Origin of the sequence: Pseudomonas sp. Marseille-Q5115, assembly GCF_916618905.1 — a bacterium.
In the GTDB taxonomy this organism is placed as follows: domain Bacteria; phylum Pseudomonadota; class Gammaproteobacteria; order Pseudomonadales; family Pseudomonadaceae; genus Aquipseudomonas; species Aquipseudomonas japonica_A.
This window is the reverse complement of record NZ_CAKAKI010000001.1, coordinates 4,585,895-4,611,153: the sequence shown is the minus strand read 5'-3', so window position 1 is coordinate 4,611,153 and position 25,259 is coordinate 4,585,895. Positions and strand designations below refer to the sequence as shown.

Sequence of the window (25,259 nt, the reverse complement as noted above, 5' to 3'; positions counted from 1 at the left end):
AGAAACGTGACATCACGGTGACAGCATTGCCACAGCCTGATCGTGCTTTGCACGGCAATAATGACCACCGCTACCTCAATGTGTGGGTTAGTGGGCACCATCGCCCAAGCCAACGCTTGCCAACGCTTGCGCTGCGACGGTCGCAGGCAAGGGGATATAACCGTCCCGTGCCACCAGCTGCTGGCCACTCTGGGACAATATCAACTTCAGGAACTCCCCTTCCAGCGGTGGTAACCCTCGGTTGGGTGGCTTGTTCACGTACACGTACAAGTAACGCGCCAGCGGGTAGCTTCCGTTGATGGCATTGGCTTCAGTGTCCTCTACAAAAGGACCACCGTCTGCCAAGGCCAATGGCACGGTACGCACACTCGCGGTTTTATAGCCGAACCCCGAATAGCCGATGCCGTTGAGCGAACTACTGATCGCTTGCACCACCGATGCCGACCCCGGCTGTTCATTGACACCCGGTTTGAAATCGCCCTTGCACAGGGCCCGCTCCTTGAAATACCCGTACGTACCGGAAACCGAGTTACGCCCGAACAGCTGCAGAGGCTGGTTCATGAGGATGCCGGTTTCGCCGAGATCACCCCAGCGCCGCGCATCGGCACGCGCGCCGCATAGGCGAGTGGACGAGAAGATGGTGTCCAACTGGGCCAGCGTAAGGCCCTTGATCGGGTTGTCCTTGTGCACGAACACGGCCAACGCGTCGATAGCCACCGCAACCGCGGTTGGCTTGTAGCCGTATTTCTGCTCGAAGGCCTGTAGCTCCACGTCTTTCATCCGGCGGCTCATCGGGCCGAGGTTGGCGGTACCTTCGGTGAGTGCAGGCGGCGCGGTCGAAGAACCCGCCGCCTGAATCTGCACATTCACGCTGGGGTACGTACGCCTGAACGCTTCTGCCCATAGGGCCATGAGGTTTGCCAACGTATCAGAGCCTACGCTGGTGAGGTTGCCCGATACGCCCGAAACCTTGGCGTATACCGGGAGCGCGGCGTCCACGGTCAAAGGCGCGGGGGGTTCTTGCGCCGCCGCCCCGGCCAAGGGAGCAGCGAGAAGGCAGATCATCACCGAAAGGCGCGGGAAGATCATAGGGATGCTCCGAGCGGCAGGACGCACGCGATCAAAGGCCGCCGTTGCAGGCAAAGGGCAGAGTGTAATTGCCAATTGTTACAGCTTGATGACCGGCCGCCCTGCCCCGCGGCCGGCCTCGGTTCATCGCCGGCGGGCGAGCAGATAAAGCCCTACCACAAAGCCCAATACACACAGCCCGGCCACGTACCACGAAGCGCCCATAGGGTTGTATTTGACCATCATCGAGACAGCCAAGGGCGTGAGCCCGCCAAATATTGCATAGGCCAGGTTGTAAGAGAACGACAGGCCGGTAAAGCGCACCACGGCCGGGAATGCTTTGACCATGACATAAGGCACGGCGCCGATTACCCCTACACACAGGCCAGTCACGGCATAGAGCGGGAACAGCCAATCGGGGTGAGCCTGCAGGCTGTGATAAAGCGTCCAGGACGTTAAGCCCAGCGCAATGCTGCCTACGCTGAATACCTTACCCCCGCCAAAGCGATCGGCCAGCGTGCCTGCCAGGATGCATCCCAGGCTCAGGAACACGATTGCCAGGCTGTTGGCCTGCAAGGCTATCTTGGCCGGGAAGCCGTAGATTTTCTGCAGCAAGGTGGGGGTCATCAGGATTACCACCACGATCGCCGCCGACAACATCCAGGTCAGCAACATGGAAAGGACCACCGCGCCGCGGTGATCACGCAACACCGCCTGCAGGGGGAGCTCGGCCGCCAACGCCTTGCGCTGCTGCAGCTCGGCGAATACCGGCGTTTCGTGCAGCCAGCGGCGAAGGTAGACCGAGAACAGGCCGAACACCCCACCCAGGATAAATGGAATACGCCAGGCGTAGGCAGCCACTTCCTCGGGCGCGAACAAGCTGTTGATCAGCGTGGCCACAAGCGAGCCCAAGAGGATACCCGTGGTCAGCCCGCAGGTAAGGGTGCCGCAGGCATAGCCGATGTTACGTGCCGGCACATGCTCGGACACGAATACCCAGGCCCCGGGTACCTCACCGCCAATGGCCGCGCCCTGGATCACCCGCAATATCAGCAGCAGTACGGGGGCAGCAATGCCGATCTGGGCGTAGGTGGGCAGCAAGCCCATGCACAGGGTGGGAACCGCCATCATGAAGATGCTCAGGGTGAACATCTTCTTGCGCCCCAGCAGGTCGCCGAAGTGCGCCATCACGATGCCGCCCAAGGGACGAGCAAGGTAGCCAGCGGCGAAAATCCCGAAGGACTGCACCTGTTTCAGCCATTCCGGCATGTCGGCGGGGAAAAACAACTCCCCTACAACAGCCGCGAAGAAAACGAAGATGACGAAATCGTAGAACTCCAGCGCGCCGCCAAGGGCCGACAGCGATAAGGTCTTGTAATCATTACGGTTCAGCGGGCGCGTTGACGGCGCGGCGCTGGATGGCGCGGTGCTCATGTGTGCATTCTCTTATTGATCGCGTTCGGCAGCAGGCTCCGCCAGAGCAGGCGTCGGCGGGTGTAGGAAGATAGCAAATTGCTTGATAAAGCACATATATCTGTGTTTGAACGGTTATGCACAAGCAGATGGCTCTATATACTGGGCCGCAATGGCTGTCACCTTTTATGAGCCATCATTTCGAAGTCATGGGTCCGAGGCCCCCGGCATGATTGAACTCGAACAAGAAGATCCTATTCCGCAAGGCGACCTCGCCTTGCAGATCACCGCGCTCCCACGGGAAACCAACGGCTTCGGCGATATATTCGGCGGGTGGCTGGTGGCCCAGATGGACCTGGCCGGTACCGCCATGGCCAGCAAGGTCGCTGGTGGGCGTGTGGCGACCGTGGCCATCGACCGCATGGCTTTTCTGGTTCCGGTAGCCGTCGGCGCACAGTTGTCCTTCTATACCCAAACGCTGGAAATCGGCCGTAGCTCGATCCAGATGATGGTTGAGGTATGGAGCGACGACCCGCTGTCCAGCGAGTGGCGCAAGGTAACCGAGGCGGTGTTCGTGTTCGTGGCCATCGATGGCAGCGGCCGCACCCGCAGCGTTCCGCCCCGGCGTTAAACTTGCCACCGGCGGCGCGGTCAACGCCACACTCCCACTGTATCGAGGAAGCGATATGTCGACCCCCACGCTGGAAAAGCTCAAGCAGGGCGAACTGGATATCTGGCGCGTGAAAACCGCCCACGCGGAGCTGCTGGTGGCCGAGCAAGGCGCGCAGGTATTGAGTTATGGCCGAACGGGCGAGCAGCCGCTGATCTGGCTCAATGACCACGCCGATTTCAAGCAAGGCAAGGCCATCCGCGCAGGCGTGCCGGTGTGCTGGCCCTGGTTCGGCAATCTGGCCCGCAACCCTGAACCTATCCAGCGCATGCGCGAGGCTACCGACCCCGCCACGGCGCACGGCCTTGTACGCACACTGAAGTGGAGCCTGGCCGAGCCAGTCATCGAGGGTGACAAGGTGAGCCTGACGTTCACCCTGCCCGAGGCCGACGGCCAGCTTCCCGGCTGGCCCCATGCTGCGCGCCTGGAGTTGAAAATCGAGCTGGGCGACACCCTCACGCTGTCGCTCACTACGCTCAACCTTGGGGTAGAACCTCTGCACCTGAGCCAGGCCTTGCACACCTACTTCGCCGTCAGCGATGTGCGCCAGGTAGCTGTGGAAGAAGTTGCGGGGCTGGAATACATCGAAACCCTCGAAGACTGGGCGCGCCGTAACCAGAACGGTCGGCTGGAAGTGACTGGCGAGACCGACCGCATCTACCTTCAAACACCGCCGCGGTTGACCATCGCCGACAGTGAATGGAAACGTCGCATCCTGATCGACACCCAGGGCTCGGCGAGTGCGGTGATCTGGAACCCCTGGATCGAGCGTGCCGCCGCCCTTCCGGATATGGCCAATGACGGCTGGCAGCGCATGTTCTGCATCGAAACAGCCAACGTAATGGCGGATGCCAAGGTACTCGGCCCTGGCGAGTCCCATACCCTGGCAGTGACGATCTCCAGCGAAGCGCTGTAACGTTCCAATGCCGCGCCCCGGCTCCGGGGCGCGGATCTACAGATCCTTGTCTTCCACTACCCGAACCTTGCTGGCGTCCATTGCGTAGGCGGCGTCGGCGAGGTCGTTGCTCACCTGTTCAATCTTGAGCGTACCGATCGCCCACAATGGGGTGTAGATGTCGCTCAACTTCAAACCCTTGGGATAGCGGATCAGGATCAACTGATTGGGCGGTGGCGGCGGTACGTGGATACACGCACCCGGGTAGGGCACCAGGAAGAACAGCGTGCTGCGGCCCTTGGCATCGGTTTCCAGGGGAACCGGATAACCACCGATTCGAATGGTCTTGCCATCCATTGCCGGCACGGTCTTGGTGGAATACATCACCGCGGGCAGCCCCTTGGGGTTCTTCAGCCCACCTTTGCCGGTGAAGGAGCCGGAAGCTTCCGGGGTGTTATGGTCGATTTCCGGCATGTCCTCCAGGGCTTTCTGGTCGGACTTCGGCATCAGGGCCAACCAGTCCGTTTCCGGTGGTTCTCCCCAGGCCAGCGTGCAAAACGACAACAGGCAGGCAAGCAGTACAACGCGCATCAACGATGAGTCTCCAGAAACGGGGGCGAATTTCAGCCCCCGTCCCCGAGGGGTCAATCCTTTTTGATCATGCCGTAGATCACCAGCAGAATGATCGCGCCAACCAGTGCGCCGAGGAAACCTGCCCCTTCGCCTGCCTGATAGATGCCCAGTGCCTGCCCGCCGTAGGTGGCAGCCAACGAACCGCCAATGCCGAGCAGGATGGTCATGATCCAGCCCATGCTGTCATTGCCGGGTTTCAGAAAGCGCGCCAGCAAGCCAACGATCAAGCCGATTACGATGGTTCCGATAATGCCCATTAAGTATCCCTCTCGGTAACAGGGCCGGCTGTGTGGCAACCGGCGTCTTGCAATGAGAGGGCGAGGCGCCACGGAGGTTCCGCTTCGGTATGCGCTTCGGACCCGCTACGGCACCTGCTACGGTGCCCGCTACGGTCAATCGGCGATAAGGGCCTGCACGTTGGCGATGCCTTGAGCCAGGGCAGCGGCAGCAGCGCAGCGAACAGTCGCGTGCCCTACCTTGCGCCCAGGCTTGAACGCCTTGCCATAGTGATGCAGATGGCAACCGTCGATGGCAATCACGTGTTCCACTGGCGGCACTTCGCCGATGAAATTGAGCATCGCGCTTTCACCAACCTTGGCGGTAGACCCCAATGGCAAGCCGGCAATCGCCCGCAGGTGATTCTCGAACTGGCTGCATTCCGCGCCTTCGATGGTCCAATGGCCGGAGTTGTGCACCCGAGGCGCAATCTCGTTGGCCTTCAGCCCGCCATCCACTTCGAAAAACTCGAAGGCAAGCACCCCCACGTAATCGAGCTTTTCCAGCACGCGCCCGACGTAGTCTTCGGCCAGCGCCTGCAACGGGTGGCTGCTGCTGGCAATCGACAGTTTCAGGATGCCCGCTTCGTGGGTGTTGTGGGCCAGAGGGTAGAAGCGCGTTTCACCGTCACGGGCGCGCACCGCTACCAGCGATACTTCCCCGCTGAAAGGCACGAAGCCTTCGAGCAGGCAAGGCACGCTACCGAGCTCGGCAAACGTGCCCGCCACATCCGCGGCGCTGCGCAGCACCTTCTGGCCCTTGCCGTCATAGCCCAGGGTGCGGGTTTTCAATACCGCAGGCAGGCCGATGCTGGCGACTGCCGCGTCCAGGTCTGCCTGGGATTGAATATCGGCGAAATCAGGCGTGGGTATACCCAGCTCCCGGAACAGGCTTTTTTCGAACCAGCGGTCGCGGGCAATGCGCAGGGCCTGGGCACTGGGATACACCGGAACGAAGCCCGAAAGAAAATCGACGGTTTCTGCCGGAACGCTTTCGAACTCGAAAGTGACCAGATCTACCGCCTCAGCCAACTGGCGCAGGTGCTGCTCGCTGGAATACCCGGCAAGCACATGCTCGCCCAGCTCGGCGGCACAGGCGTCAGGCGCAGGATCGAGAAAGCTGAAGCGCATGCCCAGCGGCGCCCCCGCCAAGGCAAGCATCCGGCCCAGCTGGCCGCCACCGATAACACCGATTTTCATGGTCAGGCCTCGCGCGGGTCCGGGTTGTCCAGCACAGTCGTGGTTTGCTCGGTGCGGAAGCGCACCAGCGCATCATGGAATTGCGGGTATTTGCCGCCCAGGATGCTAGCGGCCAGCAACGCGGCGTTGATCGCCCCAGCCTTGCCGATGGCCAACGTTGCCACTGGAACGCCAGCGGGCATTTGCACGATGGACAGCAGTGAATCCACGCCCGAAAGCATCGACGACTGAACTGGCACGCCCAGCACCGGGAGGTGGGTTTTGGCTGCACACATGCCTGGCAGATGAGCAGCACCGCCAGCACCGGCGATGATCACTTCCAGGCCTCGCCCTTCGGCTTCGTCCGCGTACTGGAACAGCAGGTCGGGCGTGCGGTGAGCGGAAACCACCTTCACCTCGTAGGGGATACCGAGCTTTTCCAGCATGTCGGCGGTGTGGCTAAGGGTGGACCAATCGGACTTCGAGCCCATGATCACGCCAACCAGTGCACTCATCGTCGAGCCTCTTCATTTCGGGCGCCTGTGGCGCGACAGAAAACAACAAGCCACGCGGCAAAGCGGCGTGGCTTGACTTGGGTCGAAAGCCGGATCACCCACCGGCCAGAGGCCGCGCAGTATACCTCAACAGCCGGCGAAAGGGCGCAATTGTGACCGCCCCTGTGCCGACGGCCCGGTGCATGTTTCGCACTGTGAGGAAAGAACATTCCCCGCGTAATGGTCGCTGCTACAGCCTCCCACCACCTTCGCCCACTTTGGTCAGATGGGCCCGGGCATAGACGCCCTTGTCGGAGGAAGGATCCCATGCAAAAACCATTTACGCTGTACGCTGCCAGCACCCTTGGAGCCCTCGCGGGCCTTGCGCTCTATAACCCCGCCGCTTTTGCCCAAGCTATGCCGATCCGTCTGAATGTGGTTGTGCACGATGATGTACCTGCCTCGCAGCGCGAGGATCTGGAGGCCAGGTACCTCAAGCCATGGGTAAAGGAAATGGAAACGTTTTCCGGCCGTAAAGTCGAGCTGCGCCTCAACGAAAACGTCGCGGGTATTTCGAGCGCGGATTACCGTGTGGCGGATCGAAAACCACTCTGGGATCTGCTACTTCACCATAATGCTCAGGTTTGGGGCCAAGACAACAGCGACTGGAACTACCGGCTGGACAAGACCCTGCTACTGGTTCCAGGAAGCATTCCAGCGCAGGGTCCGGAACAGAGCGAAGTACTCGGCGAGGGCCTGATACGCAATAGCGCGGGTTGGGCCTCACTGAAAACCTTCGCTGCCGCCGGTCACGAGCTAGGCCACATGTTCGGGGCCACCCACGAAGGCGCCGAAGTGTTGTTCAACGGATGGTTCTGCGAAACCTATACCTACCCGTACAGGCAAGCACTGCGCTCGAACTGCTACCGCTACAGTGACCGTAATCGAGAGGCCATCAATGCCTATCTGTCCGAAGCACCTTGAGGCTTAGCCCCGCTGGCCCGGCGCTTCAAGCTTGCGCCATAGCAACCGCACACTGGCCTTGCGCACAAGTGAGCAACGATAGAGCCTGATCTCAAGTGGAATGTGCCAGGGCGGCGCCCCGCACACCACCAACTCGCCGCGGTTGAGCTCTGCAGTTACGCTCAACCGCGGGACCCACGCCACCCCCAGCCCCTGCAGCGCCATGGCTTTGAGGCTATCCGCCATGGCGGTTTCGTATACCGTGGTGTAACGCAAGCCACGCTGTCGCAGCAACGCATTCACTGACCGCCCGAGGAAAGCGCCAGCCCCATAGGCAAGCAAAGGAACGCTGGCGCCGCTGTCCAGGTTGTACAGCGCGCTGCCGTCGGCCGCCGCTGAACACACTGGCAGCATTTCCGTAGCGCCCAGGTGCAGCGAGGGGAAGATCTCCGGGTCCATCTGCAACGTCGCTTCAGGGTCATAGAACGCTAGCATGATGTCGCAGCCGCCTTCGCGCAGCGCATGGATAGCATCGCCCACGTTGGTTGCCACCAGCCGTGTAGCCATCGGCAGGCCTTCGTTACGCAGCCGCGCGATCCAGCCTGGAAAGAAGCCCAGCGCGAGCGAGTGGGCTGCGGCTACCTGCACAACTTCGCCCGGGCCGCCCTCCAGATGGTGAAGGTGACGCAGTACTTCGGCCACCTGATCAACCACATTGCGCGCGGTCACCAGAAACAGCTGGCCGGCCTCTGTCAACTCGATAGGGGTTTTGGCGCGGTTAACCAAGGTAAGGCCCAACGCTGCTTCAAGGCTACGAATGCGTCGGCTGAATGCCGGCTGGGTGACGAACCGCCGCTCCGCCGCTTGTGAAAAGCTACGGGTAGCGGCCAGGGCGCTGAGGTCTTCAAGCCATTTGGTTTCAAGGTTCATCAAAGAGCCTTCCGTTCAGCAAGGGGACACGCTCGGGAGCGACCATTCGTCACACCCATCGTTATGCCGTTTGTGCATGGGGCAGCGCGCAACAGCATTGGCGGCATTATCGCCTCAAAGCGCAGTATTAGCAGCATTCCGGTGCTTACCGGGTTCACTCAGAGCTAACCGCTATCATGTCCTCCGCTGCATCTTCGCGCATCGAAAAAGACCTCCTCGGCACCCTCGAAGTCCCCGCTGATGCTTATTTCGGCATTCAGACCCTGCGCGCCGTCAACAACTTCCGGCTTTCCGGCGTGCCGCTGTCGCACTACCCCAAGCTTGTCGTTGCGCTGGCAATGGTCAAGCAGGCTGCCGCCGACGCCAACCGTGAACTTGGCCACCTCAGCAACAGCAAGCATGCGGCGATCAGCGAAGCCTGTGCGCGGATTATCCGGGGCGATTTCCACGACCAGTTCGTGGTGGACATGATCCAGGGCGGCGCCGGCACCTCTACCAACATGAATGCCAACGAGGTGATCGCCAACATTGGCCTGGAGGCCATGGGCAAGCAGAAGGGTGAATACCAGTACCTGCACCCCAACAACGACGTGAACATGGCGCAGTCGACCAACGACGCCTACCCCACGGCCATCCGCCTGGGCCTGCTGCTGGGCCACGACGCCCTGCTTGCCAGCCTCGATAGCCTGATCCAGGCCTTCGCCGCCAAAGGCGCGGAGTTCGCTCATGTGCTGAAGATGGGCCGTACGCAGTTGCAGGACGCCGTGCCCATGACCCTGGGCCAGGAGTTCCAAGCGTTCGCCACCACCTTGGGCGAAGACTTGCAACGCCTACGTAGCCTCGCGCCGGAACTGCTCACCGAAGTGAACCTGGGCGGTACCGCCATCGGCACCGGGATCAACGCCGACCCGCGCTATCAGCACCTCGCGGTCGCTCGCCTGGCAACCATCAGCGGCCAGCCATTGGTACCCGCCGCCGACCTGATTGAAGCCACCTCCGACATGGGCGCGTTCGTGCTGTTCTCGGGCATGCTCAAGCGCACCGCGGTCAAGCTGTCGAAGATCTGTAACGACCTGCGCCTGCTGTCCAGCGGCCCACGCACCGGCATCAACGAAATCAACCTCCCGGCCCGTCAGCCCGGCAGCTCCATCATGCCCGGCAAGGTCAACCCGGTTATCCCCGAAGCCGTGAACATGGTGGCCTTCGAGATCATGGGCAACGACCTGGCCCTGACCATCGCCGCAGAAGGCGGCCAGTTGCAGCTCAACGTTATGGAGCCGCTGATCGCCTACAAGATCTTCGACTCGATCCGCACCCTGCAGCGCGCCATGGACATGCTGCGCGAGCACTGCGTCGTGGGCATCACGGCCAATGAACAGCGCTGCCGTGAACTAGTGGAGCACTCGATTGGGCTGGTAACGGCACTCAACCCTTACATCGGTTATGAAAACGCCACGCGTATCGCCCGCATTGCGCTGGAAACCGGCCGCGGTGTACTGGAACTGGTTCGCGAGGAAGCCTTGCTCGACGACGCCATGCTCGCCGACATCCTGCGCCCGGAAAACATGATCGCGCCGCGGCTGGTGCCGCTGAAAGCCTGATTACACACCGCATCACCAGGCTGAGGGACTAGACACCTCTCACCTTTTGCGAGCCCCGAAACGGGGCTCTTTTTTTGCCCGTTTTTCAGGCTTTTGCCTATGTTTTCAATGCCCGAACGTCAGCTTTGCACCAAGGCTGGGCAGACGATCACGCTATTGGCGGGTATAGTGCGCCCCTTTTTCGTCGGTGTGGCGTTTCGCTACCCGGCTGCCAACACGAGGAAACAATATGCTCGGGGTCCTTAATGACTTCCTGTCCGGCAAAGTGCTGATCGTGCTGATCGTCGGGCTGGGCGGCTACTTCACACTACGTTCGCGCTTCGTTCAGTTGCGCCATTTTCCCCATATGTTCAGCGTATTCGCTGACAGCCTGCGCAGCAGCTCCAGCCAACTCAGCTCTTTCCAGGCGCTGATGCTCAGCCTTGCCGGCCGGGTAGGCGCCGGCAACATCGCTGGCGTGGGCGTGGCGGTTACGCTGGGTGGCCCCGGCGCGGTGTTCTGGATGTGGGTAACGGCGCTGGTGGGCATGGCCAGCAGCTTCTTCGAATGCTCCCTCGCCCAGCTGTACAAGCGTTGCGACGACGAAGGCCAATACCGCGGCGGCCCGTCCTTCTATATCCAGCATGGGCTGGGCAAGCGCTGGCTGGGCATGGTCATGGCCGCGCTGTTACTGCTCACCTTCGGCTTCGCCTTCAATGGTTTGCAGTCTCACGCGGTCACCACCTCACTCAACGATGCCTTTGGCTTTGACGTGAAGTACTCCGGGCTGGCACTGGCCGTGCTGATGGGCCTGGTATTCGTGGGCGGCATCAAGCGTATCGCCAAGGTCGCGGACCTCTTGGTGCCAGTGAAGACCCTGGCCTACATTGCCGTAACCGTTTACGTGATCGTGCTGCAGTTCGATCAGGTGCCGCTCATGCTCGCGACCATCGTGAAGAGCGCGCTGGGTATCGATCAGGTGTTTGGCGGGCTGGTGGGCAGCGCGATCGTGCTGGGCGTAAAACGCGGTGTATTCGCCAACGAAGCCGGCCTTGGCAGCGCCCCCAACGTGGCTGCCGTGGCTGAAGTGCGCCACCCGGTTGCGCAGGGTGTAGTGCAGGCCTTCAGCGTGTTCCTCGACACCTTCGTGATCTGCACCTGCACGGCTTTGCTCATTCTGCTGTCCGGGGTGTACGGCACTGCATTCGACGGCAACGGTATCGTGCTGGCCCAGGATTCGCTGGCGGCAGTGGTAGGTCCCTGGGGCAAGGTATTCATCAGCGTAGCCCTGGCGTTGTTCGTGTTCACGTCGATGCTTTACAACTACTACCTGGGTGAGAACAACCTGCGCTTCCTGGGCGGCGGCAAGAAGATGATCTTCGTTTACCGCGTGATCGTGCTCGCTCTGGTGGTATGGGGCGCAATCGAAAACCTGGAAACGGTATTCGCCTTTGCCGACCTCACCATGACGCTGTTGGCGTTGGTGAACCTTACTGCCTTGTTCCTGCTGTTCAAGGTTGGCCTGCGCTTGCTGCGCGACTACGATGCGCAACGCGCCGCCGGTATAAAAACGCCGGTGTTCGATGCGCGCCAGTACGCCGACCTCGACCTGGACACACGCGCCTGGCCCGTGACCAGCCAACCACACGAGACCAACCGGAGCTGACCCATGAGCCCTGCCCAGCCTGCTTCCCACATTCGCGTGCTCTATACGGGCGGTACCATCGGTATGCAGGCCACGGCCAGCGGCCTGGCGCCTGCGGGCGGCTTCGAGGCACGGATGCAGGCTCGGCTGGACGCGTCCGGGCTGCAGACTGCGGCCTGGTCGTTCCGGGAAATGCAGCCGCTGATCGACAGCGCCAATATGTCCCCCGCTTACTGGCAACAGCTGCGAGAGGCAGTTCGCCAAGCCGTGGACAGCGACGGCTGCGACGCCGTGCTGGTGCTGCATGGCACCGACACGTTGGCGTACAGCGCAGCGGCCTTGAGTTTTCAGCTGATCGGCTTGCCGGCGCCCGTGGTGTTCACCGGCTCGATGCTGCCTGCTGGCGTGGCCCACAGCGACGCCTGGGAAAACCTGGAAGGTGCTCTCGGCCTGTTGACCCAAGGCATGGAGCCTGGGGTATGGCTGCACTTCCATGGCCAGTCGATGCTCCCGACGCGGTGCGCCAAGGTACGCAGCAGCGGGCGCGACGCGTTCGCGCCGTTGCACCGGGACCACAGCGCAGCGGTCGCCGGTAAGTTGCCAGCACAACTGCATTATCAACAGCCCAAGGCTTTGGCTCGCGTAGCCGCCTTGCCCCTGGTGCCTGGGTTCGATCCGGCGTGGATAAGCGCGCTGGTAGCGACCGGCGTGCAGGGCTTGGTGCTGGAATGCTATGGCAGCGGCACCGGCCCAGGCGATGATGCAGCTTTCCTCAGTGCGTTACGCGAGGCTCGGGATCAGGGCGTGGTGATGGTGGCGGTCACTCAATGCCAGCAAGGCGGTGTGGTATTCGATGTGTATGAAGCCGGAAGCCGATTGCGCAACGCCGGGGTTGTCGCCGGTGGCGGGATGACCCGGGAAGCTGCCTTCGGCAAGTTACATGGCCTGCTGGGCATTGGCCTGGAAGCCGACGACGTGGCCTACCTGCTGGAAGTGGACCTTTGCGGTGAGCTGACCGGCCTGCGCCGCTGAAGCAGGGTTCATCCCGCAGGCGCGAAGCTTGCACGCCTCCGGCAACTTTGGAGGCGCCCACATGCTGCACAGTCACCTCACCACGCTAAACGCCGTATCGCTGATCCTGGATACCTTCCGCGCCGAGGGCATCGGCACGCCAGCACTGCTCTCGGGAAGCGGTATCGAAGAAGCCGACCTGGCACGGCCCGACCTGCACATCACCACCGCACAGGAGATGCAGGTCTGCGCCAACGCCTATGGCCTGCGGGACAACATCGGGCTGGAGTTGGGAGCCCGGATGCACGTGTCATCCTACGGCATGCTGGGTTACGCCCTGCTACTAAGTGCCACTTTCGGTGACGCCCTTACATTTGCGCTGCGCTACCCCGCGTTACTCGGAACGCTGTTCGAGTTACGCCTGGAGGAAGACGGTGACCTGGTGTGGCTGCGCGCCTCGAACTATACCGACCGCCCCGCGCTCGCGATCTTCAACGCTGAACTGTGCATGGCCTCGCTACGGGTGATCTGCAATGACGTGCTCGGCCAACCGCTTCCCCTGAAAGAGGCCCGCTTCAGCCACGCCCTGCCCCACTACGCTGATGATTACCAGCAAGCGTTCAATTGCCCGCTACGCTTCGGGTGTACAGACAACGCTTTTGCCTTCGAGCGTGAATGGCTGGCCAAGCCTTTGCCCTTGGCCGACGCGGTTACCCACGGTGCCATGGCAGAGCGCTGTCGACGGCAGAATTCAGAATTTACCGGCCGCCAAGCCTGGCTGGGGCGCATCCGCCAGGCGCTTGCCCGGCAACTGCACGCGCCGCCTGGGCTGGAAGGGCTGGCACGCCAGATGAAGTGCTCAGGGCGCACGCTCCGCCGCCGCTTGCAGGATGTAGGCAGCAGTTACCAGGACCTGCTCGACGACCTGCGTTTCGAGCAGGCGAAACATCTGCTGGTAGAAGCGCGACTTCCCGTATACCGGATCGCAGAACAGTTAGGGTTCAGCGAAACCGCGAGCTTTCGCCACGCCTTCATCCGCTGGAGTGGCGTTTCTCCAAGTGCATTCCGCGCCTGAATGGTGCGCGCCGCCCTATGGAGGGGCGAAATACGGACACCCTCTGTGGCCACATTTATCCCCTTTTGGCCACTCCTGCCGTTCCCGCCGCCCTGCGCACGGCTCAAGAATGGGGCACGGTAAACAGCCTGTGGAGAACAACAATATGCGTACTTACTATTCGGATGATCATCGTTTGCACCACGGTCGGTGTGAACTGATCGACGGAAAGCTGATGCCCTGCTTCGAGATGCCTTCACGCGCCGACCACGTGCTGGCCCGTGTACAACATCAGCAGTTGGGCGAGGTACTGCCGCCCGAAGACTTCGGGATGGCACCGTTGCAGCGAGTACACAGCGAAGCGTATCTCGCGTTCTTCAAAGGCGCTTGGGACCGGTGGGCCACAATGGGCCAGGACGGTGACCTGCTTCCCTATACCTGGCCGGCGCGCACCCTGCGGCAGGTAAAACCCACCAGCCTGCACGGCGAGCTGGGGTACTACAGTTTCGATGGCGGCGCCCCCATTACCGCCGGTACCTGGCAAGCCGCCTATAGCGCCGCGCAAGTCGCCTTGAGTGGCGTCGCCGATATCCAACAAGGCGCCCATAGCGCGTTTTCGTTGTGCCGGCCACCGGGGCACCATGCCGCCGCCGAGCTCATGGGCGGCTATTGCTACCTGAACAATGCGGCTATTGCTGCACAGGCGTTTCTGGATCAAGGCCGGGCGCGTGTGGCGATCCTTGATGTGGACTACCACCACGGCAACGGTACCCAATCCATTTTCTATGAGCGCAGCGATGTGCTGTTCGCATCGATCCATGGCGATCCGACCGCAGAATTCCCATTCTTCCTCGGTTATGCCGACGAAACCGGGGAAGGCGCTGGCGAAGGCCTCAACTTCAACTACCCGTTGCCGGCTGGCAGCGGTTGGAATGACTGGGCCGCTGCGTTGGATCAAGCCTGTGGAGAAATTGATGGCTATGACGCAGACGTAGTGGTGGTATCACTCGGTGTAGATACCTTCAAGGAAGACCCGATCTCTCAGTTCAAGCTCGATAGCCCTGACTATCTGTTGATGGGCGAGCGCATCGCCCGCCTGGGCAGGCCTACGCTGTTTGTGATGGAAGGCGGGTACGCCGTCGAGGAAATCGGCATCAACGCAGTGAACGTGCTGGAAGGTTTTGAACGCGCCATCAAGGAAGCTCGATAATGACCCCATTCAAGCGACTGCTGTTGCCCGCGCTATGCGCCTTTGGGCTGATCAGCCAGGCCCAGGCCGATGAGCCTCGTACATTGAAGGTGTACAACTGGTTCGATTACATCACCCCCGAAACGCTGACCAACTTCCAGAAAGACGCCAGCGTGAAACTGGTGTACGACATCTTCGACACCAACGAAGCGCTGGAAGCCAAGTTGCTGGCGGGCAAGTCCGGCTACGACCTGGTCGTTCCGTCCAATGTGTTCCTGGCCAAGCAGATCCAGGCAGGGGTATTCCAACCGCTGGATCGCTCGAAATTGAGCAACTGGCAGCACCTGGACCCCAAGCTGATGAAGTTGCTCGAGGCCAATGACCCGGGCAATAAATACGCTGTGCCTTACATGTATGGAACGATCCTGATCGGCTTCAACCCGGACAAGGTGAAGGCTGCGCTCGGTGACAACGCGCCAGTGGACAGCTGGGACCTGGTGTTCAACGAAGCCAACCTCAAAAAGCTGCATGGCTGCGGCGTTGCCTTCCTGGATTCCCCTTCCGAGATCATGCCGTTGGCATTGCAGCACCTGGGGCTTGACCCCAACAGCAGCAAAGCGGAGGACTACAAGAAGGCCGAGGCATTGATGGTGAAGCTCAAGCCTTACATCACCTATTTCCACTCTTCCAAGTACATGGCAGATATGGCGAACGGGGACATTTGCGTCGCCGTCGGCTACTCAGGCAGCTTCTCCCAAGCGGCCAACCGTGCCAAGGAGGCCAAGAACGGCGTAAAAGTGGACATGCGCCTGCCGAAGGAAGGTGCCCCTATCTGGTTCGACATGCTGGCAATACCGGCGGACGCCGCCAACCCCACAGACGCGCATGCCTTCATCAACTACTTGCTGCGCCCTGAAGTGATCGCACCGATCAGCGATTTCGTGGGCTATCCGAACCCCAACAAGGACGCCACCGACAAGGTTGACCCGGCCATCAGGGCCAACCCTAATCTCTACCCGACCGAGGAGGCGATGGCCAAGTTGTATACCCTTAAACCAATGGACCGAGAAGGCGAGCGCCTGCGTACGCGTTCCTGGACACGCATCAAATCGGGCAGTTGATCGCTTTCTGGCTTGCCGCCCGAGCGCGGCAAGCCAGGGTTATATTCGCCATGCCGTTTTCAACCGGGACACCGCTGCGCGGATAGCGTGTTCATTGATACCTGCAAAACCCAGCACCAGCCCGGCGCGCTTATCCATAGGCGTGTCGGAGCTGGGCAACCAGTAGCTGGACAACGGCTGGATATCCACAGCCGCATCAGCTGCCAACTGCACCAGTTCGGCTTCTCGATCAGCCGTGCTCACGTCCACTTTCACATGCAGCCCCGCGCTGACTGCCGGCATGGGGCTGCAGCCTGGAATACACGGGGGCCACGCGCTTAATAGCGCATTGCGTCGGCCAAGCGCTGCCTTGCGCATCCGGCGGATGTGCCTTTGAAAGTGCCCCCGGAGGATGAACTGCGTCATTACCCACTGGCTGGCCACTTCGGAATGCCGGATATCCACGGCGCGACGCCTGGCGAATGCAAGCGCCAGCCCAGGAGGTAGAACAAGGTACCCCAGCCGTAGCGCGGGGAATGCGACCTTGCCGAATGTACCTACGTAAATGACCCTGCCGTCGGGGTCCAGCGCAGCCAACGGGGCCAAGGGTGCACCGCTGTAGCGATACTCACCGTCATAATCGTCTTCAATGATCCAGCCGCCGGTTCGCCGGGCCCATTCCAGCAGCTGCAAGCGTCGCGGCAGGCTCATGGTCACTCCGGTTGGGTACTGGTGGGCGGGAGTTACATAAGCCACTTTGCAAGGTGGCGCCTGGTTCAGCGCCTGTGCACTCAGACCCTCACTGTCCACATCAATACCTACGAGGTGTGCTCCGGCACTGGCTAGCGCATGGCCTGCTGCCCGGTAACCCGGGTTCTCCACCGCAGCGTAATCTCCTGGCTCCAGAAGCAGCTGTGCACAAAGGCTTATCCCTTGCTGTGCCCCACAGGTGATTACTATCTGATCAGCAGTACAACTCAAGCCGCGGGAACTGCGTAGATAAGCAGCGACTCGGTCGCGCAGCGCCTCTTCCCCTGCGGGATCTTGGTAGGTGAAGGCACTGAGGTCGGGGTTGCGCCAAAAGGCGCTGTAAAGCTTGCCCCAAACCTCGAAAGGAAATAGGTCGAATGCAGGAATACCTACTTGAAACGCACGTGGCGGCCCCTTTTTCGGCATTGCCAGGCCATCGGCCAATGCCGAGGAAAATGCCGCTGTAAGCGGTGCGAAACTGGATGCAAATACAGTAGTTTCTGTGGATAAACCTGTGGTTAACCTAGGGGCATTTCCTGTTGATAACTCTGTGGATGAACGCACTGGCGACGAACTGTTTTGCTGTGCCGTTGGGGTGACAGTCACATACGTGCCGTCACCTACGCGGGCTTCGGTAAATCCCTCAACCGTTAGCTGTTCATAGGCGCGCATCACAGTGTTTCGGGATAGCCCCAATACCCTTGCGAGGTCTCGGCTCGCCGGTAAGCGAACGCCACCGCTCAACCGTCCATCAAGCACTCGCTCACGCAGTTGCTCATATAACTGGCGAACCAGGCCCTGCCCCTTGGAGAATTCAAGGCCGCAGGGATCGAAGGGTAACGGAGAGTTCACGTGGATTGGACCCTTGAATATTGCAGTTAATGGATCTTATAGCGGGCCAATAGGATACGTAGCATAGCGCATGTCCCTTCCGAGGAAACCGCCATGTACAACCCTACTGCGTTCAGGGAATCAGACGTAGACCGCTTGCTGGCGCAGATCAGTGACTGCGGCCTGGCGCTGCTGATTACCCACGGCAGCGAAGGCCTGCAAGCCAGCCATGTGCCGCTGTTGCTCAAGCGCGAGGGGGATCAGGCCACGCTGCATGGGCACCTGGCCAAAGCCAACTTGCAATGGCATGACCTCGCCGAAGGTACGCCTGCGCTCGTGGTGTTCAGCGGCCCAGATGCCTATGTAAGCCCGGGGTTCTATCCCAGCAAAGCAGATAACCCCAGCGTGGTGCCTACCTGGAATTACATCTCTGTGCAGGTACGCGGCACGCCATTCATCTTCCATGACCCCGAACAGTTGCATGCCGTGGTTGAGGCGCTCACCCAGCGGCATGAGGCGCAGCGCGCCGAGCCTTGGTCGATCAGCGATGCCCCCCCGGCTTACATCCAGAAAATGCTCACCGCTATCGTCGGCTTTTCCATTGCGATCGAGCACATCGAGGGCAAGCGAAAGCTCAGCCAGAACCGAAGCGCAGCCGACGTACAAGGGGTAAGAGACGCGCTGGCGGCCAGTACGCACTCAAGTGATCGAGCCTTGGCAAGCGCCATGGGCGCGGACCCTATCGTTCAACCAACAAGAGATACCCCATGAAGGCTATTGAAATCCGCTCCGTTCAGGCACACGATCAAGGCAACTGGCTACCGCTGTGGAAGGCTTACCAGGCTTTCTATGGTGTGGACATTCCGCACGCAGTCACTGAAGTGACCTGGCAGCGGATACTCGACCCAAATGAACCCATCAACGCGGCGCTCGCCTGGTGCGATGGGCAGGCGGTAGGCATGGTGCATTGGATCTTTCACCGCTCCTGCTGGACGATCGAGAACTCTTGCTACTTGCAGGATCTAATCGTCGACGAGAGCCAACGCGGCCTTGGAGTTGGCCGCCAGTTGATCGAGCACGTCTATGCCCAGGCCAGGGGCGCCGGCTGTACCAAGGTTCACTGGCTGACCCACGAAACCAACGCCACCGCCATCGCCTTGTACGAACGTATCGCGGAGCGGCCGGGCTTTATCCAATTCCGCAAACCCCTTTAGGAGCCGTCATGGTAACCCCCGCAATGATCTGGAAACCGGTGAAGGCACCGGTCGCTGAAACCATCGAAGGGGAATACATCCGCCTCGAAAAGTTGGTGCCCGCGCGCCACAGCGAAGACCTGTGGGAAGTGTTGCAGGGCCCCGAAGCCGACCCGCTGTTCTGGGACTTCCTCCCGTATGGCCCTTTCAATAACCGAGAAACCTTCGACATCTGGCTCGACGGCTATGCCATCAGCAACGATCCGCTGGGGTTCTGTGTGGTCGACAAGCACACGGGCAAGGCCGAGGGCGTATTGAGCCTGATGTCCATCGTCCCCGCCCATGGCCGTATCGAAATCGGCCATGTAGCGTTCGGCGCTCCTATGCAGCGCACCCCCAAGGGCACCGAAGCGATCTACCTGCTGGCGCGGCAAGTATTCGCGGCAGGGTACCGTCGGGTTGAATGGAAATGCGACAACCGCAACGAACGGTCGCGCCGCGCGGCTGCCCGCTTCGGGTTCACGCCGGAGGGGGTATTCCGCCAGCATATGGTGGTGAAGAACCACAACCGCGACACCGCCTGGTTCTCCATGCTGGACTCACAATGGCCCGCTGCTGAAGAGGCCTTCCGGGCCTGGCTGGCGCCGGAGAATTTCCAGGATGGCAAGCAGGTGAAAACCCTGGAAGCGCTGCGCGGGTAAAGCCTGGTAGACGGCTGACAAAAAAAGGGGGCCGAAGCCCCCAGAGGTTAACCGTCTCGATTCAGTCTTCGATCTCGATCAATACTTCGCCAGGGGTAACGCGATCGCCCTTGGCGACATGAATGGTCTTCACCGTGCCGGCGATGGGCGCCTGAATTTCGGTTTCCATCTTCATGGCTTCGGTGATCATCACCGCTTGCCCCGCCTTGACCTGGTCGCCTTCCTTGACCAGTACCTCCACGATATTTCCGGGCATGGTGGTGGTTACATCGCCGGGGGCACTGGCCTGCTTGCGCTTGCCGATGCCGCTACCGACGAACTCGTTGAGCGGCTCGAACACCACTTCTTCAGGCATGCCATCAATGCTCAGGTAGAAGTGACGCTTGCCTTCAGCCTTCACGCCTACACCGGTGATGTCTACGCGGTAGGTTTCGCCATGCACATCGATAACGAACTCGGTCGGTACACCCTCGCCCTGTACGGAAGCCACCGCGCCGGCTTCTGGCACGGGCAGGAGGGCTTCGGGTTTGAGAGTGCCGGCGTTGCGCTCCTCGAGGAACTTGCGGCCGATGTCCGGGAACATGGCGAAGGTGAGCACGTCTTCTTCACTTTGCGCTACCTCGCCGATATCACCGCGCAGCTTGTCCATTTCTGGCTTGAGCAAGTCAGCGGGGCGGACATCAATCACGTCTTCGCTGCCGATGGCCTGCCGGCGCAAGGTTTCACTTACCGTTCCCGGCGCCTTGCCATAGCCTCCCTGAAGGTACAGCTTCACTTCATTGGTAATGGTTTTGTAGCGTTCGCCTGCCAGCACGTTGAAGAACGCCTGGGTACCCACGATCTGTGAGGTCGGGGTTACCAACGGAGGGAAACCCAGGTCTTCGCGAACCCGCGGGATTTCGGCCAATACCTCGTTCATGCGGTTGAGTGCGCCCTGCTCCTTGAGCTGGTTCGCCAGGTTGGAAATCATGCCGCCAGGCACCTGGTTCACTTGCACACGCGTATCCACCGAAGTGAATTCGCTTTCGAACTGGTGGTACTTCTTGCGCACGGCATAGAAATACAGGCCGATCTCCTGAAGCAGCTCCAGGTCCAAGCCGGTGTCGTATTCGGTGCCCTTCAGCGCGGCTACCATGGATTCGGTACCCGGATGGCTGGTACCCCAGGCAAGGCTCGAAATCGCGGTGTCGATATGGTCGGCGCCGTTTTCCACGGCCTTGAGCTGACACATCGCCGCCAGCCCGGCGGTGTCGTGGGAATGAATGAACACGGGCAGGCTTTGCTCGGCCTTCAATGCCCGTACCAGTTCACCCGTGGCGTGCGGGGTAAGCAGCCCGGCCATGTCCTTGATGGCGATGGAGTCGCACCCCATGGCTTCCATCTGTTTGGCCTGCTCCACGAATGCCTGCACCGTATGCACGGGGCTGGTGGTGTAGGCGAGGGTGCCCTGAGCGTGTTTGCCAGCGCTTTTCACGGCCTCGATGGCAACGCGCAGGTTTCGAATGTCGTTCATCGCATCGAAGATACGGAATACGTCGATACCATTGCTGGCGGCGCGAGCGACGAAAGCTTGCACCACGTCGTCGCTGTAATGGCGATAGCCCAGCAGGTTCTGGCCGCGCAACAGCATTTGCAGGCGCGTGTTGGGCAGGGCTGCGCGCAGCTGGCGCAGGCGCTCCCAAGGGTCTTCCTTGAGGAAGCGCACACAGGCGTCGAAGGTGGCACCGCCCCAGACTTCCAGCGACCAATACCCGACCTTGTCGAGTTTGTCGCAGATCGGCAGCATGTCTTCGGTACGCATGCGGGTAGCCAGCAGGGACTGATGAGCATCGCGTAGCACGGTGTCGGTAACGAAGATCTTCTTGGGCATATCAAAAGCTCCTTGTGCCGCAAGCTTCAAGCCGTAAGCTGCAAGTGAAAGCCGATGTGGTTTGACTTGTAGCGTTAAACTTGCCGCTTGCCGCTACGATTCATAGCCCGGCGTGGGCGGCGATGGCGGCGGCGATGGCCAGGGCCAACTCTTCGGGTTTACGCTTGATCGAGTAGTGCGTGAGCTCCGGGTGGCTTTCCACGAAGCTGGTATTGAACTGCCCGCTACGGAATTCCGCGTTACGCAAAATCTCTTGGTAATACGCCGCCGTGGTTTTCACACCTTGCACGCGCATGTCATCGAGGGCGCGCAGCCCCCGGTCCAGGGCTTCTTCCCAAGTGAGCGCCCACACCACCAGCTTCAGGCACATGGAGTCGTAGAAAGGCGGAATGGTGTAGCCCGTATAAATAGCCGTATCGGTGCGTACGCCTGGCCCACCAGGCGCGTAATACCGGGTGATCTTGCCGAAGCTCGGCAGGAAGTTGTTCTTCGGATCTTCGGCGTTGATCCGGAACTGCAAGGCGAAACCGCGGTGCTGGATATCTTCTTGCTTTACCGACAACGGCAGCCCGGAAGCGATGCGAATCTGCTCCCGAACGATGTCCAGCCCGGTGATCTCTTCGGTAATGGTGTGTTCTACCTGCACCCGGGTGTTCATCTCCATGAAGTACACCTCGCCCTCGGCGAGCAGAAACTCCACGGTACCCGCATTTTCGTAATTGACGGCCTTGGCCGCGCGCACGGCCAGGTCGCCAATGTAGGCGCGCTGCTCCGGAGTGAGCTGGGGGCTGGGAGCAATTTCGATCAGCTTCTGGTTGCGCCGCTGTATCGAGCAATCGCGCTCGAACAGGTGCACCACGTTGCCGCTGCTGTCACCGAGCACCTGGGCTTCGATGTGCTTGGGATTGACGATGCATTTTTCGAGAAACACTTCAGCCGAGCCAAACGCCTTGGTGGCCTCTGAGATCACCCGCGGGAACGCCTGCTCGAGCTCCTCACGGCTGTTGCAGCGACGAATACCCCGCCCGCCACCGCCTGACGTTGCCTTGAGCATTACCGGGTAACCGATCCGGTCGCCTTCGCGCAGGGCTTCGGCAATGTCCGCCACGTTGCCTTCGGTACCCGGCGTAACCGGCACCCCGGCGGCAATCATGGTGCGGCGGGCTTCGGTCTTGTCACCCATGCGACGGATCACATCAGCCGAGGGGCCGATGAATTTCACCCCACGCTGGGCGCAGATTTCCGCGAGCTCTGCGTTTTCGGACAGGAAACCATACCCGGGGTGCAAGGCGTCACAACCCGTCTCCACTGCCAGGTTCACCAGCTTGCGCGGGTTGAGATAGCCCGCCAAGGGCTCGGCACCAATGTTGTGCGCCTCGTCTGCCCGCTTTACATGCAACGCATGGCGATCGGCGTCGGAGTAGATCGCAACCGAACGAATGCCCATCTCGGCGCAAGCGCGCACGATACGAACTGCAATCTCGCCTCGGTTAGCGATGAGGATCTTTTTTATCACGTTGTTTCCCTCGTCCAGCATGGGCGGCACGCAATGCCTCACGGCTTGAGCAGGCACCTTTTCACCCTAACCGGCAGTAACGATAAATAATAATTAGAGTTTGTTGGGCCACCCATCAGGTAAAGCTTATATTTGACGCTTTGCTGGGCTTCGGAGCGATGCGTGCGTAAATCCCTGATGCGAATCACCCTGCGCCAGCTTCGGGTATTCAATGAAGTGTGTGACCTTCGGTCTTTCAGCCGAGCAGCCGAGGAAATGTCGCTCACTCAGCCAGCAGTGAGCCTGCAGATCCGCCAGCTGGAGGAAGTGATCGGCCAGCCTTTGTTTGATTACGTGGGCAAGAAGCTTTACCTCACCGAGGCCGCTGAAGCGCTACAAGGTGCGAGCCGGGACATCTTCGGCCGGCTGGAAAGCTTCGACATGCAGCTTTCCGACCTTCAAGGTTCGCTGCAGGGCCAACTGAAGCTGGCAGTAGAATCCAGCGCCAAATATTTCCTTCCGCACTTGTTCGCAGCCTTCAAGCGAAAGCATCCGGAAGTGAGCCTTGTGCTAAGCGTAGTCAACCGGGCGCAGGCGTTGCGGCGGTTATCCGACAATCGCGATGACCTGCTGATCATGTCCATGGTGCCCCAGGACATGGACCTCGAGTTTTTGCCGTTTCTTACCAATGACATCATTGCCGTTGCACCTGTCGGCCATCCGCTGGCTCAAGAAAGGACGTTGCGCCTTCAGGCGCTCGAGCCATGGCCGCTGCTCATCCGTGAAGCGGGCTCGGGAACACGCATGGCTTGCGAGGTGTTCTTTAAGGAAAAGCGGGTGCATTTTGGCCAGACACTGGAAGTAGGGTCGGCCGAAGCCCAGAAAGAAGCCGTGGTAGCGGGCCTTGGGGTAGCGCTGTTGAGCCGCCATGCGGTGATCGGTGAGCTGCGCAGTGGGGCGCTACGAGAATTGGCTGTGGCCGAGCTGCCCTTGCGGCGAAGCTGGTGCCTGGTACGGGCGAAAGCCAGGCGCCCGTCACCCGTGGCTGCGGCATTCCTGGCGTTTATCCGAGAGGAGCGCGCGCAGCTCAGTAGCTTGGCTGAACGCTTTGTGCATTGTCCATGACGCCGGCTTTCCAAGCGTACAGCTCAGGGTAATCGAGGGTGTCGGCCAGTAGACGTCGCTCGTCGATGCGGCTTTCAATGGCACGGCGAAACGCCATCCGCCGTGCGTCTTCTTCCTGGCGGCGGGTCTTGCTGTTGGTGGAGCCTTCATAGGAACGCGCCATGATGCCTCTCCTATCGGTTCAAGGGAGCTACAGCATGGCGGTGGTGCGTTAAGTTTTGACGGCAGGCGAGTGACGTCGAGGTTACAGCGACTATTCGTCAGGGTGCTTGATCGACTTGGGCGACAAGCGAAGGCTGCGCAAGCTGCGCTTCACACTCTTGAGGTGATTCACCAGCGTTGGGCCACGGGCCATGGCCACACCCATCGCCAATACATCGATAACCACCAGGTGTGCGATGCGCGAGGTGAGCGGAGTGTAGATCTCGGTATCCTCGTGCACATCGATCGCCAGGTTGACCGTAGACAGCTCGGCCAGCGGGGTTTGGCTCGGGCAGAGCGTAATCAGCGAGGCACCGGTTTCGCGAACCAGGTTGGCGGTGATCAGCAGGTCTTTGGACCGGCCCGACTGGGAAATGCACACTGCAACATCGCCAGGCTGCAAGGTCACCGCCGACATGGCCTGCATGTGCGGGTCTGAATACGCCGCAGCGGTAAGCAGGAGGCGGAAGAACTTGTGCTGAGCATCGGCCGCTACCGCCCCGGACGCCCCAAACCCGTAAAACTCGACCCGCCGCGCCTGTGCCATGGCCGTTACCGCTCGCTGCAGAGCCTGGGCGTCCAGGTGCTCGCGGACCTCCATCAGGGTGTGCAGCGTGGTATCAAAGATCTTCAGGCTGAAATCGGCGACCGAATCGTCTTCGTGAATCGCGAACTGGCCGAAGCTTGCCCCCGCAGCCAGGCTTTGAGCCAGCTTGAGCTTGAGGTCCTGGAACCCTGTGCAGCCAATGGCCCGGCAGAACCGCACGATGGTCGGCTCGCTGATGCCCACGTTGTGGGCCAGGTCTGCCATGGAGCTATGCATGACGGCCGCCGGGTCGAGAAGCACGTGATCGGCAACCTTCAGCTCCGACTTGCGCAGCAGATGGCGGGATTGGGCAATGTGTTGCAGAAGGTTCAAGAGAGAGGACTCATTTGGTGTCGGGCTGGGCCACGGTTTTTTGTAGTTATACTACATGGCTGGTCGCAGGCCCAG

The 25,259-nt window shown here is 60.7% G+C and carries 25 protein-coding genes; 13 read left to right on the top strand and 12 right to left on the bottom strand.

Annotated elements, in window-relative coordinates; translation table 11 throughout:
• Window positions 1-87: 87 nt before the first annotated feature.
• Both LG385_RS21015 and LG385_RS21010 read right to left on the bottom strand, forming a co-directional pair.
• Entirely contained in the window at window positions 88-1,089 is a 1,002-nt protein-coding gene (locus tag LG385_RS21015) for a phosphate ABC transporter substrate-binding protein PstS family protein (RefSeq protein ID WP_225775766.1), read from the bottom strand.
• Window positions 1,090-1,212: 123 nt separating this feature from the next.
• A complete protein-coding gene (locus LG385_RS21010) occupies window positions 1,213-2,502 on the bottom strand; it encodes an MFS transporter (protein WP_225775765.1) in 1,290 nt (429 codons plus the stop codon).
• Between the two features lie 208 nt (window positions 2,503-2,710).
• Here LG385_RS21010 and LG385_RS21005 point away from each other — a divergent pair, with 208 nt between their 5' ends.
• Together LG385_RS21005 and LG385_RS21000 are read left to right on the top strand one after the other, a co-directional pair.
• Window positions 2,711-3,112, top strand: a complete 402-nt coding sequence (locus tag LG385_RS21005) for an acyl-CoA thioesterase (protein WP_008366910.1) — start codon at window positions 2,711-2,713, stop codon at window positions 3,110-3,112.
• Window positions 3,113-3,167: 55 nt separating this feature from the next.
• Window positions 3,168-4,067 carry a D-hexose-6-phosphate mutarotase gene (locus tag LG385_RS21000; RefSeq protein ID WP_225775764.1) on the top strand — a complete coding sequence of 300 codons (900 nt, stop codon included), beginning with the start codon at window positions 3,168-3,170 and terminating at the stop codon, window positions 4,065-4,067.
• A 36-nt stretch (window positions 4,068-4,103) separates the two neighbouring features.
• On the opposite strand, the gene LG385_RS20995 is transcribed toward LG385_RS21000, so the two are convergent.
• From LG385_RS20995 to purE, 4 genes are all read right to left on the bottom strand, one after another.
• Window positions 4,104-4,637 (bottom strand): DUF3299 domain-containing protein, encoded by a 534-nt coding sequence (locus LG385_RS20995; protein WP_225775763.1) that lies wholly within the window; start codon window positions 4,635-4,637, stop codon window positions 4,104-4,106.
• Between the two features lie 53 nt (window positions 4,638-4,690).
• Window positions 4,691-4,936: a GlsB/YeaQ/YmgE family stress response membrane protein gene (locus LG385_RS20990; protein ID WP_181111134.1), complete on the bottom strand. Its 246-nt coding sequence runs from the start codon at window positions 4,934-4,936 to the stop codon at window positions 4,691-4,693.
• 135 nt (window positions 4,937-5,071) lie between these two features.
• The gene (locus LG385_RS20985) at window positions 5,072-6,154 is read right to left on the bottom strand and encodes a 5-(carboxyamino)imidazole ribonucleotide synthase (RefSeq protein WP_225775762.1); all 1,083 of its coding nucleotides are present in this window, start codon (window positions 6,152-6,154) and stop codon (window positions 5,072-5,074) included.
• Window positions 6,155-6,156: 2 nt separating this feature from the next.
• Window positions 6,157-6,648: a 5-(carboxyamino)imidazole ribonucleotide mutase gene (gene purE, locus LG385_RS20980; RefSeq protein ID WP_181111136.1), complete on the bottom strand. Its 492-nt coding sequence runs from the start codon at window positions 6,646-6,648 to the stop codon at window positions 6,157-6,159.
• A 306-nt stretch (window positions 6,649-6,954) separates the two neighbouring features.
• On the opposite strand from purE, the gene LG385_RS20975 reads away from it, so the two are divergent.
• Complete coding sequence (locus LG385_RS20975; RefSeq protein WP_225775761.1) at window positions 6,955-7,611, top strand: hypothetical protein; 657 nt, start codon at window positions 6,955-6,957, stop codon at window positions 7,609-7,611.
• A gap of 3 nt (window positions 7,612-7,614) precedes the next feature.
• Here LG385_RS20975 and LG385_RS20970 read toward each other — a convergent pair whose 3' ends face one another.
• Window positions 7,615-8,520 carry a LysR substrate-binding domain-containing protein gene (locus tag LG385_RS20970; RefSeq protein WP_181111138.1) on the bottom strand — a complete coding sequence of 302 codons (906 nt, stop codon included), beginning with the start codon at window positions 8,518-8,520 and terminating at the stop codon, window positions 7,615-7,617.
• 176 nt (window positions 8,521-8,696) lie between these two features.
• Between LG385_RS20970 and LG385_RS20965 the strand changes: the two genes are divergently transcribed.
• From LG385_RS20965 to LG385_RS20940, 6 genes are all read left to right on the top strand, one after another.
• The gene (locus LG385_RS20965; RefSeq protein ID WP_225775760.1) at window positions 8,697-10,121 is read left to right on the top strand and encodes an aspartate ammonia-lyase; all 1,425 of its coding nucleotides are present in this window, start codon (window positions 8,697-8,699) and stop codon (window positions 10,119-10,121) included.
• 229 nt (window positions 10,122-10,350) lie between these two features.
• On the top strand, window positions 10,351-11,766 hold the full coding sequence (locus LG385_RS20960) for an alanine/glycine:cation symporter family protein (protein WP_181111140.1): 1,416 nt from the start codon (window positions 10,351-10,353) through the stop codon (window positions 11,764-11,766).
• A 3-nt stretch (window positions 11,767-11,769) separates the two neighbouring features.
• Entirely contained in the window at window positions 11,770-12,777 is a 1,008-nt protein-coding gene (locus LG385_RS20955; RefSeq protein WP_225775759.1) for an asparaginase, read from the top strand.
• Window positions 12,778-12,838: 61 nt separating this feature from the next.
• A complete protein-coding gene (locus LG385_RS20950) occupies window positions 12,839-13,831 on the top strand; it encodes an AraC family transcriptional regulator (RefSeq protein WP_225775758.1) in 993 nt (330 codons plus the stop codon).
• Between the two features lie 145 nt (window positions 13,832-13,976).
• Window positions 13,977-15,020 (top strand): histone deacetylase family protein, encoded by a 1,044-nt coding sequence (locus LG385_RS20945; protein WP_225775757.1) that lies wholly within the window; start codon window positions 13,977-13,979, stop codon window positions 15,018-15,020.
• Window positions 15,020-16,120 (top strand): polyamine ABC transporter substrate-binding protein, encoded by a 1,101-nt coding sequence (locus LG385_RS20940; protein WP_225775756.1) that lies wholly within the window; start codon window positions 15,020-15,022, stop codon window positions 16,118-16,120. The genes LG385_RS20945 and LG385_RS20940 overlap by 1 nt, the downstream gene beginning before the upstream one ends.
• Window positions 16,121-16,159: 39 nt before the next feature.
• Here LG385_RS20940 and LG385_RS20935 read toward each other — a convergent pair whose 3' ends face one another.
• Window positions 16,160-17,701, bottom strand: coding sequence for a PLP-dependent aminotransferase family protein (locus LG385_RS20935; RefSeq protein ID WP_225775755.1), 1,542 nt, complete (start codon window positions 17,699-17,701; stop codon window positions 16,160-16,162).
• Window positions 17,702-17,794: 93 nt separating this feature from the next.
• Between LG385_RS20935 and LG385_RS20930 the strand changes: the two genes are divergently transcribed.
• Genes LG385_RS20930 through LG385_RS20920 form a run of 3 tightly spaced genes read left to right on the top strand, consistent with a single transcriptional unit; the run spans window position 17,795 to window position 19,574 of the window.
• Entirely contained in the window at window positions 17,795-18,451 is a 657-nt protein-coding gene (locus LG385_RS20930) for an FMN-binding negative transcriptional regulator (RefSeq protein WP_225775754.1), read from the top strand.
• Window positions 18,448-18,894, top strand: a complete 447-nt coding sequence (locus tag LG385_RS20925) for a GNAT family N-acetyltransferase (protein WP_225775753.1) — start codon at window positions 18,448-18,450, stop codon at window positions 18,892-18,894. The genes LG385_RS20930 and LG385_RS20925 overlap by 4 nt, the downstream gene beginning before the upstream one ends.
• Before the next feature lie 8 nt (window positions 18,895-18,902).
• Window positions 18,903-19,574, top strand: coding sequence for a GNAT family N-acetyltransferase (locus LG385_RS20920; protein ID WP_181111148.1), 672 nt, complete (start codon window positions 18,903-18,905; stop codon window positions 19,572-19,574).
• Between the two features lie 61 nt (window positions 19,575-19,635).
• Here the strand turns inward: LG385_RS20920 and oadA are convergent, their stop codons facing one another.
• Both oadA and LG385_RS20910 read right to left on the bottom strand, forming a co-directional pair.
• Window positions 19,636-21,444 (bottom strand): sodium-extruding oxaloacetate decarboxylase subunit alpha, encoded by a 1,809-nt coding sequence (gene oadA / locus LG385_RS20915; RefSeq protein ID WP_225775752.1) that lies wholly within the window; start codon window positions 21,442-21,444, stop codon window positions 19,636-19,638.
• Window positions 21,445-21,544: 100 nt separating this feature from the next.
• Window positions 21,545-22,960 carry an acetyl-CoA carboxylase biotin carboxylase subunit gene (locus LG385_RS20910; protein WP_181111290.1) on the bottom strand — a complete coding sequence of 472 codons (1,416 nt, stop codon included), beginning with the start codon at window positions 22,958-22,960 and terminating at the stop codon, window positions 21,545-21,547.
• Between the two features lie 162 nt (window positions 22,961-23,122).
• Between LG385_RS20910 and LG385_RS20905 the strand changes: the two genes are divergently transcribed.
• Entirely contained in the window at window positions 23,123-24,064 is a 942-nt protein-coding gene (locus LG385_RS20905) for a LysR family transcriptional regulator (RefSeq protein WP_318781412.1), read from the top strand.
• Here LG385_RS20905 and LG385_RS20900 read toward each other — a convergent pair.
• Window positions 24,027-24,227 (bottom strand): PA3496 family putative envelope integrity protein, encoded by a 201-nt coding sequence (locus LG385_RS20900; RefSeq protein ID WP_181111151.1) that lies wholly within the window; start codon window positions 24,225-24,227, stop codon window positions 24,027-24,029. The two genes, LG385_RS20905 and LG385_RS20900, sit on opposite strands and share 38 nt — an antisense overlap.
• A 90-nt stretch (window positions 24,228-24,317) precedes the next feature.
• Window positions 24,318-25,184 (bottom strand): transcriptional regulator HexR, encoded by an 867-nt coding sequence (gene hexR / locus LG385_RS20895; protein ID WP_181111152.1) that lies wholly within the window; start codon window positions 25,182-25,184, stop codon window positions 24,318-24,320.
• Between the last annotated feature and the right edge of the window lie 75 nt (window positions 25,185-25,259).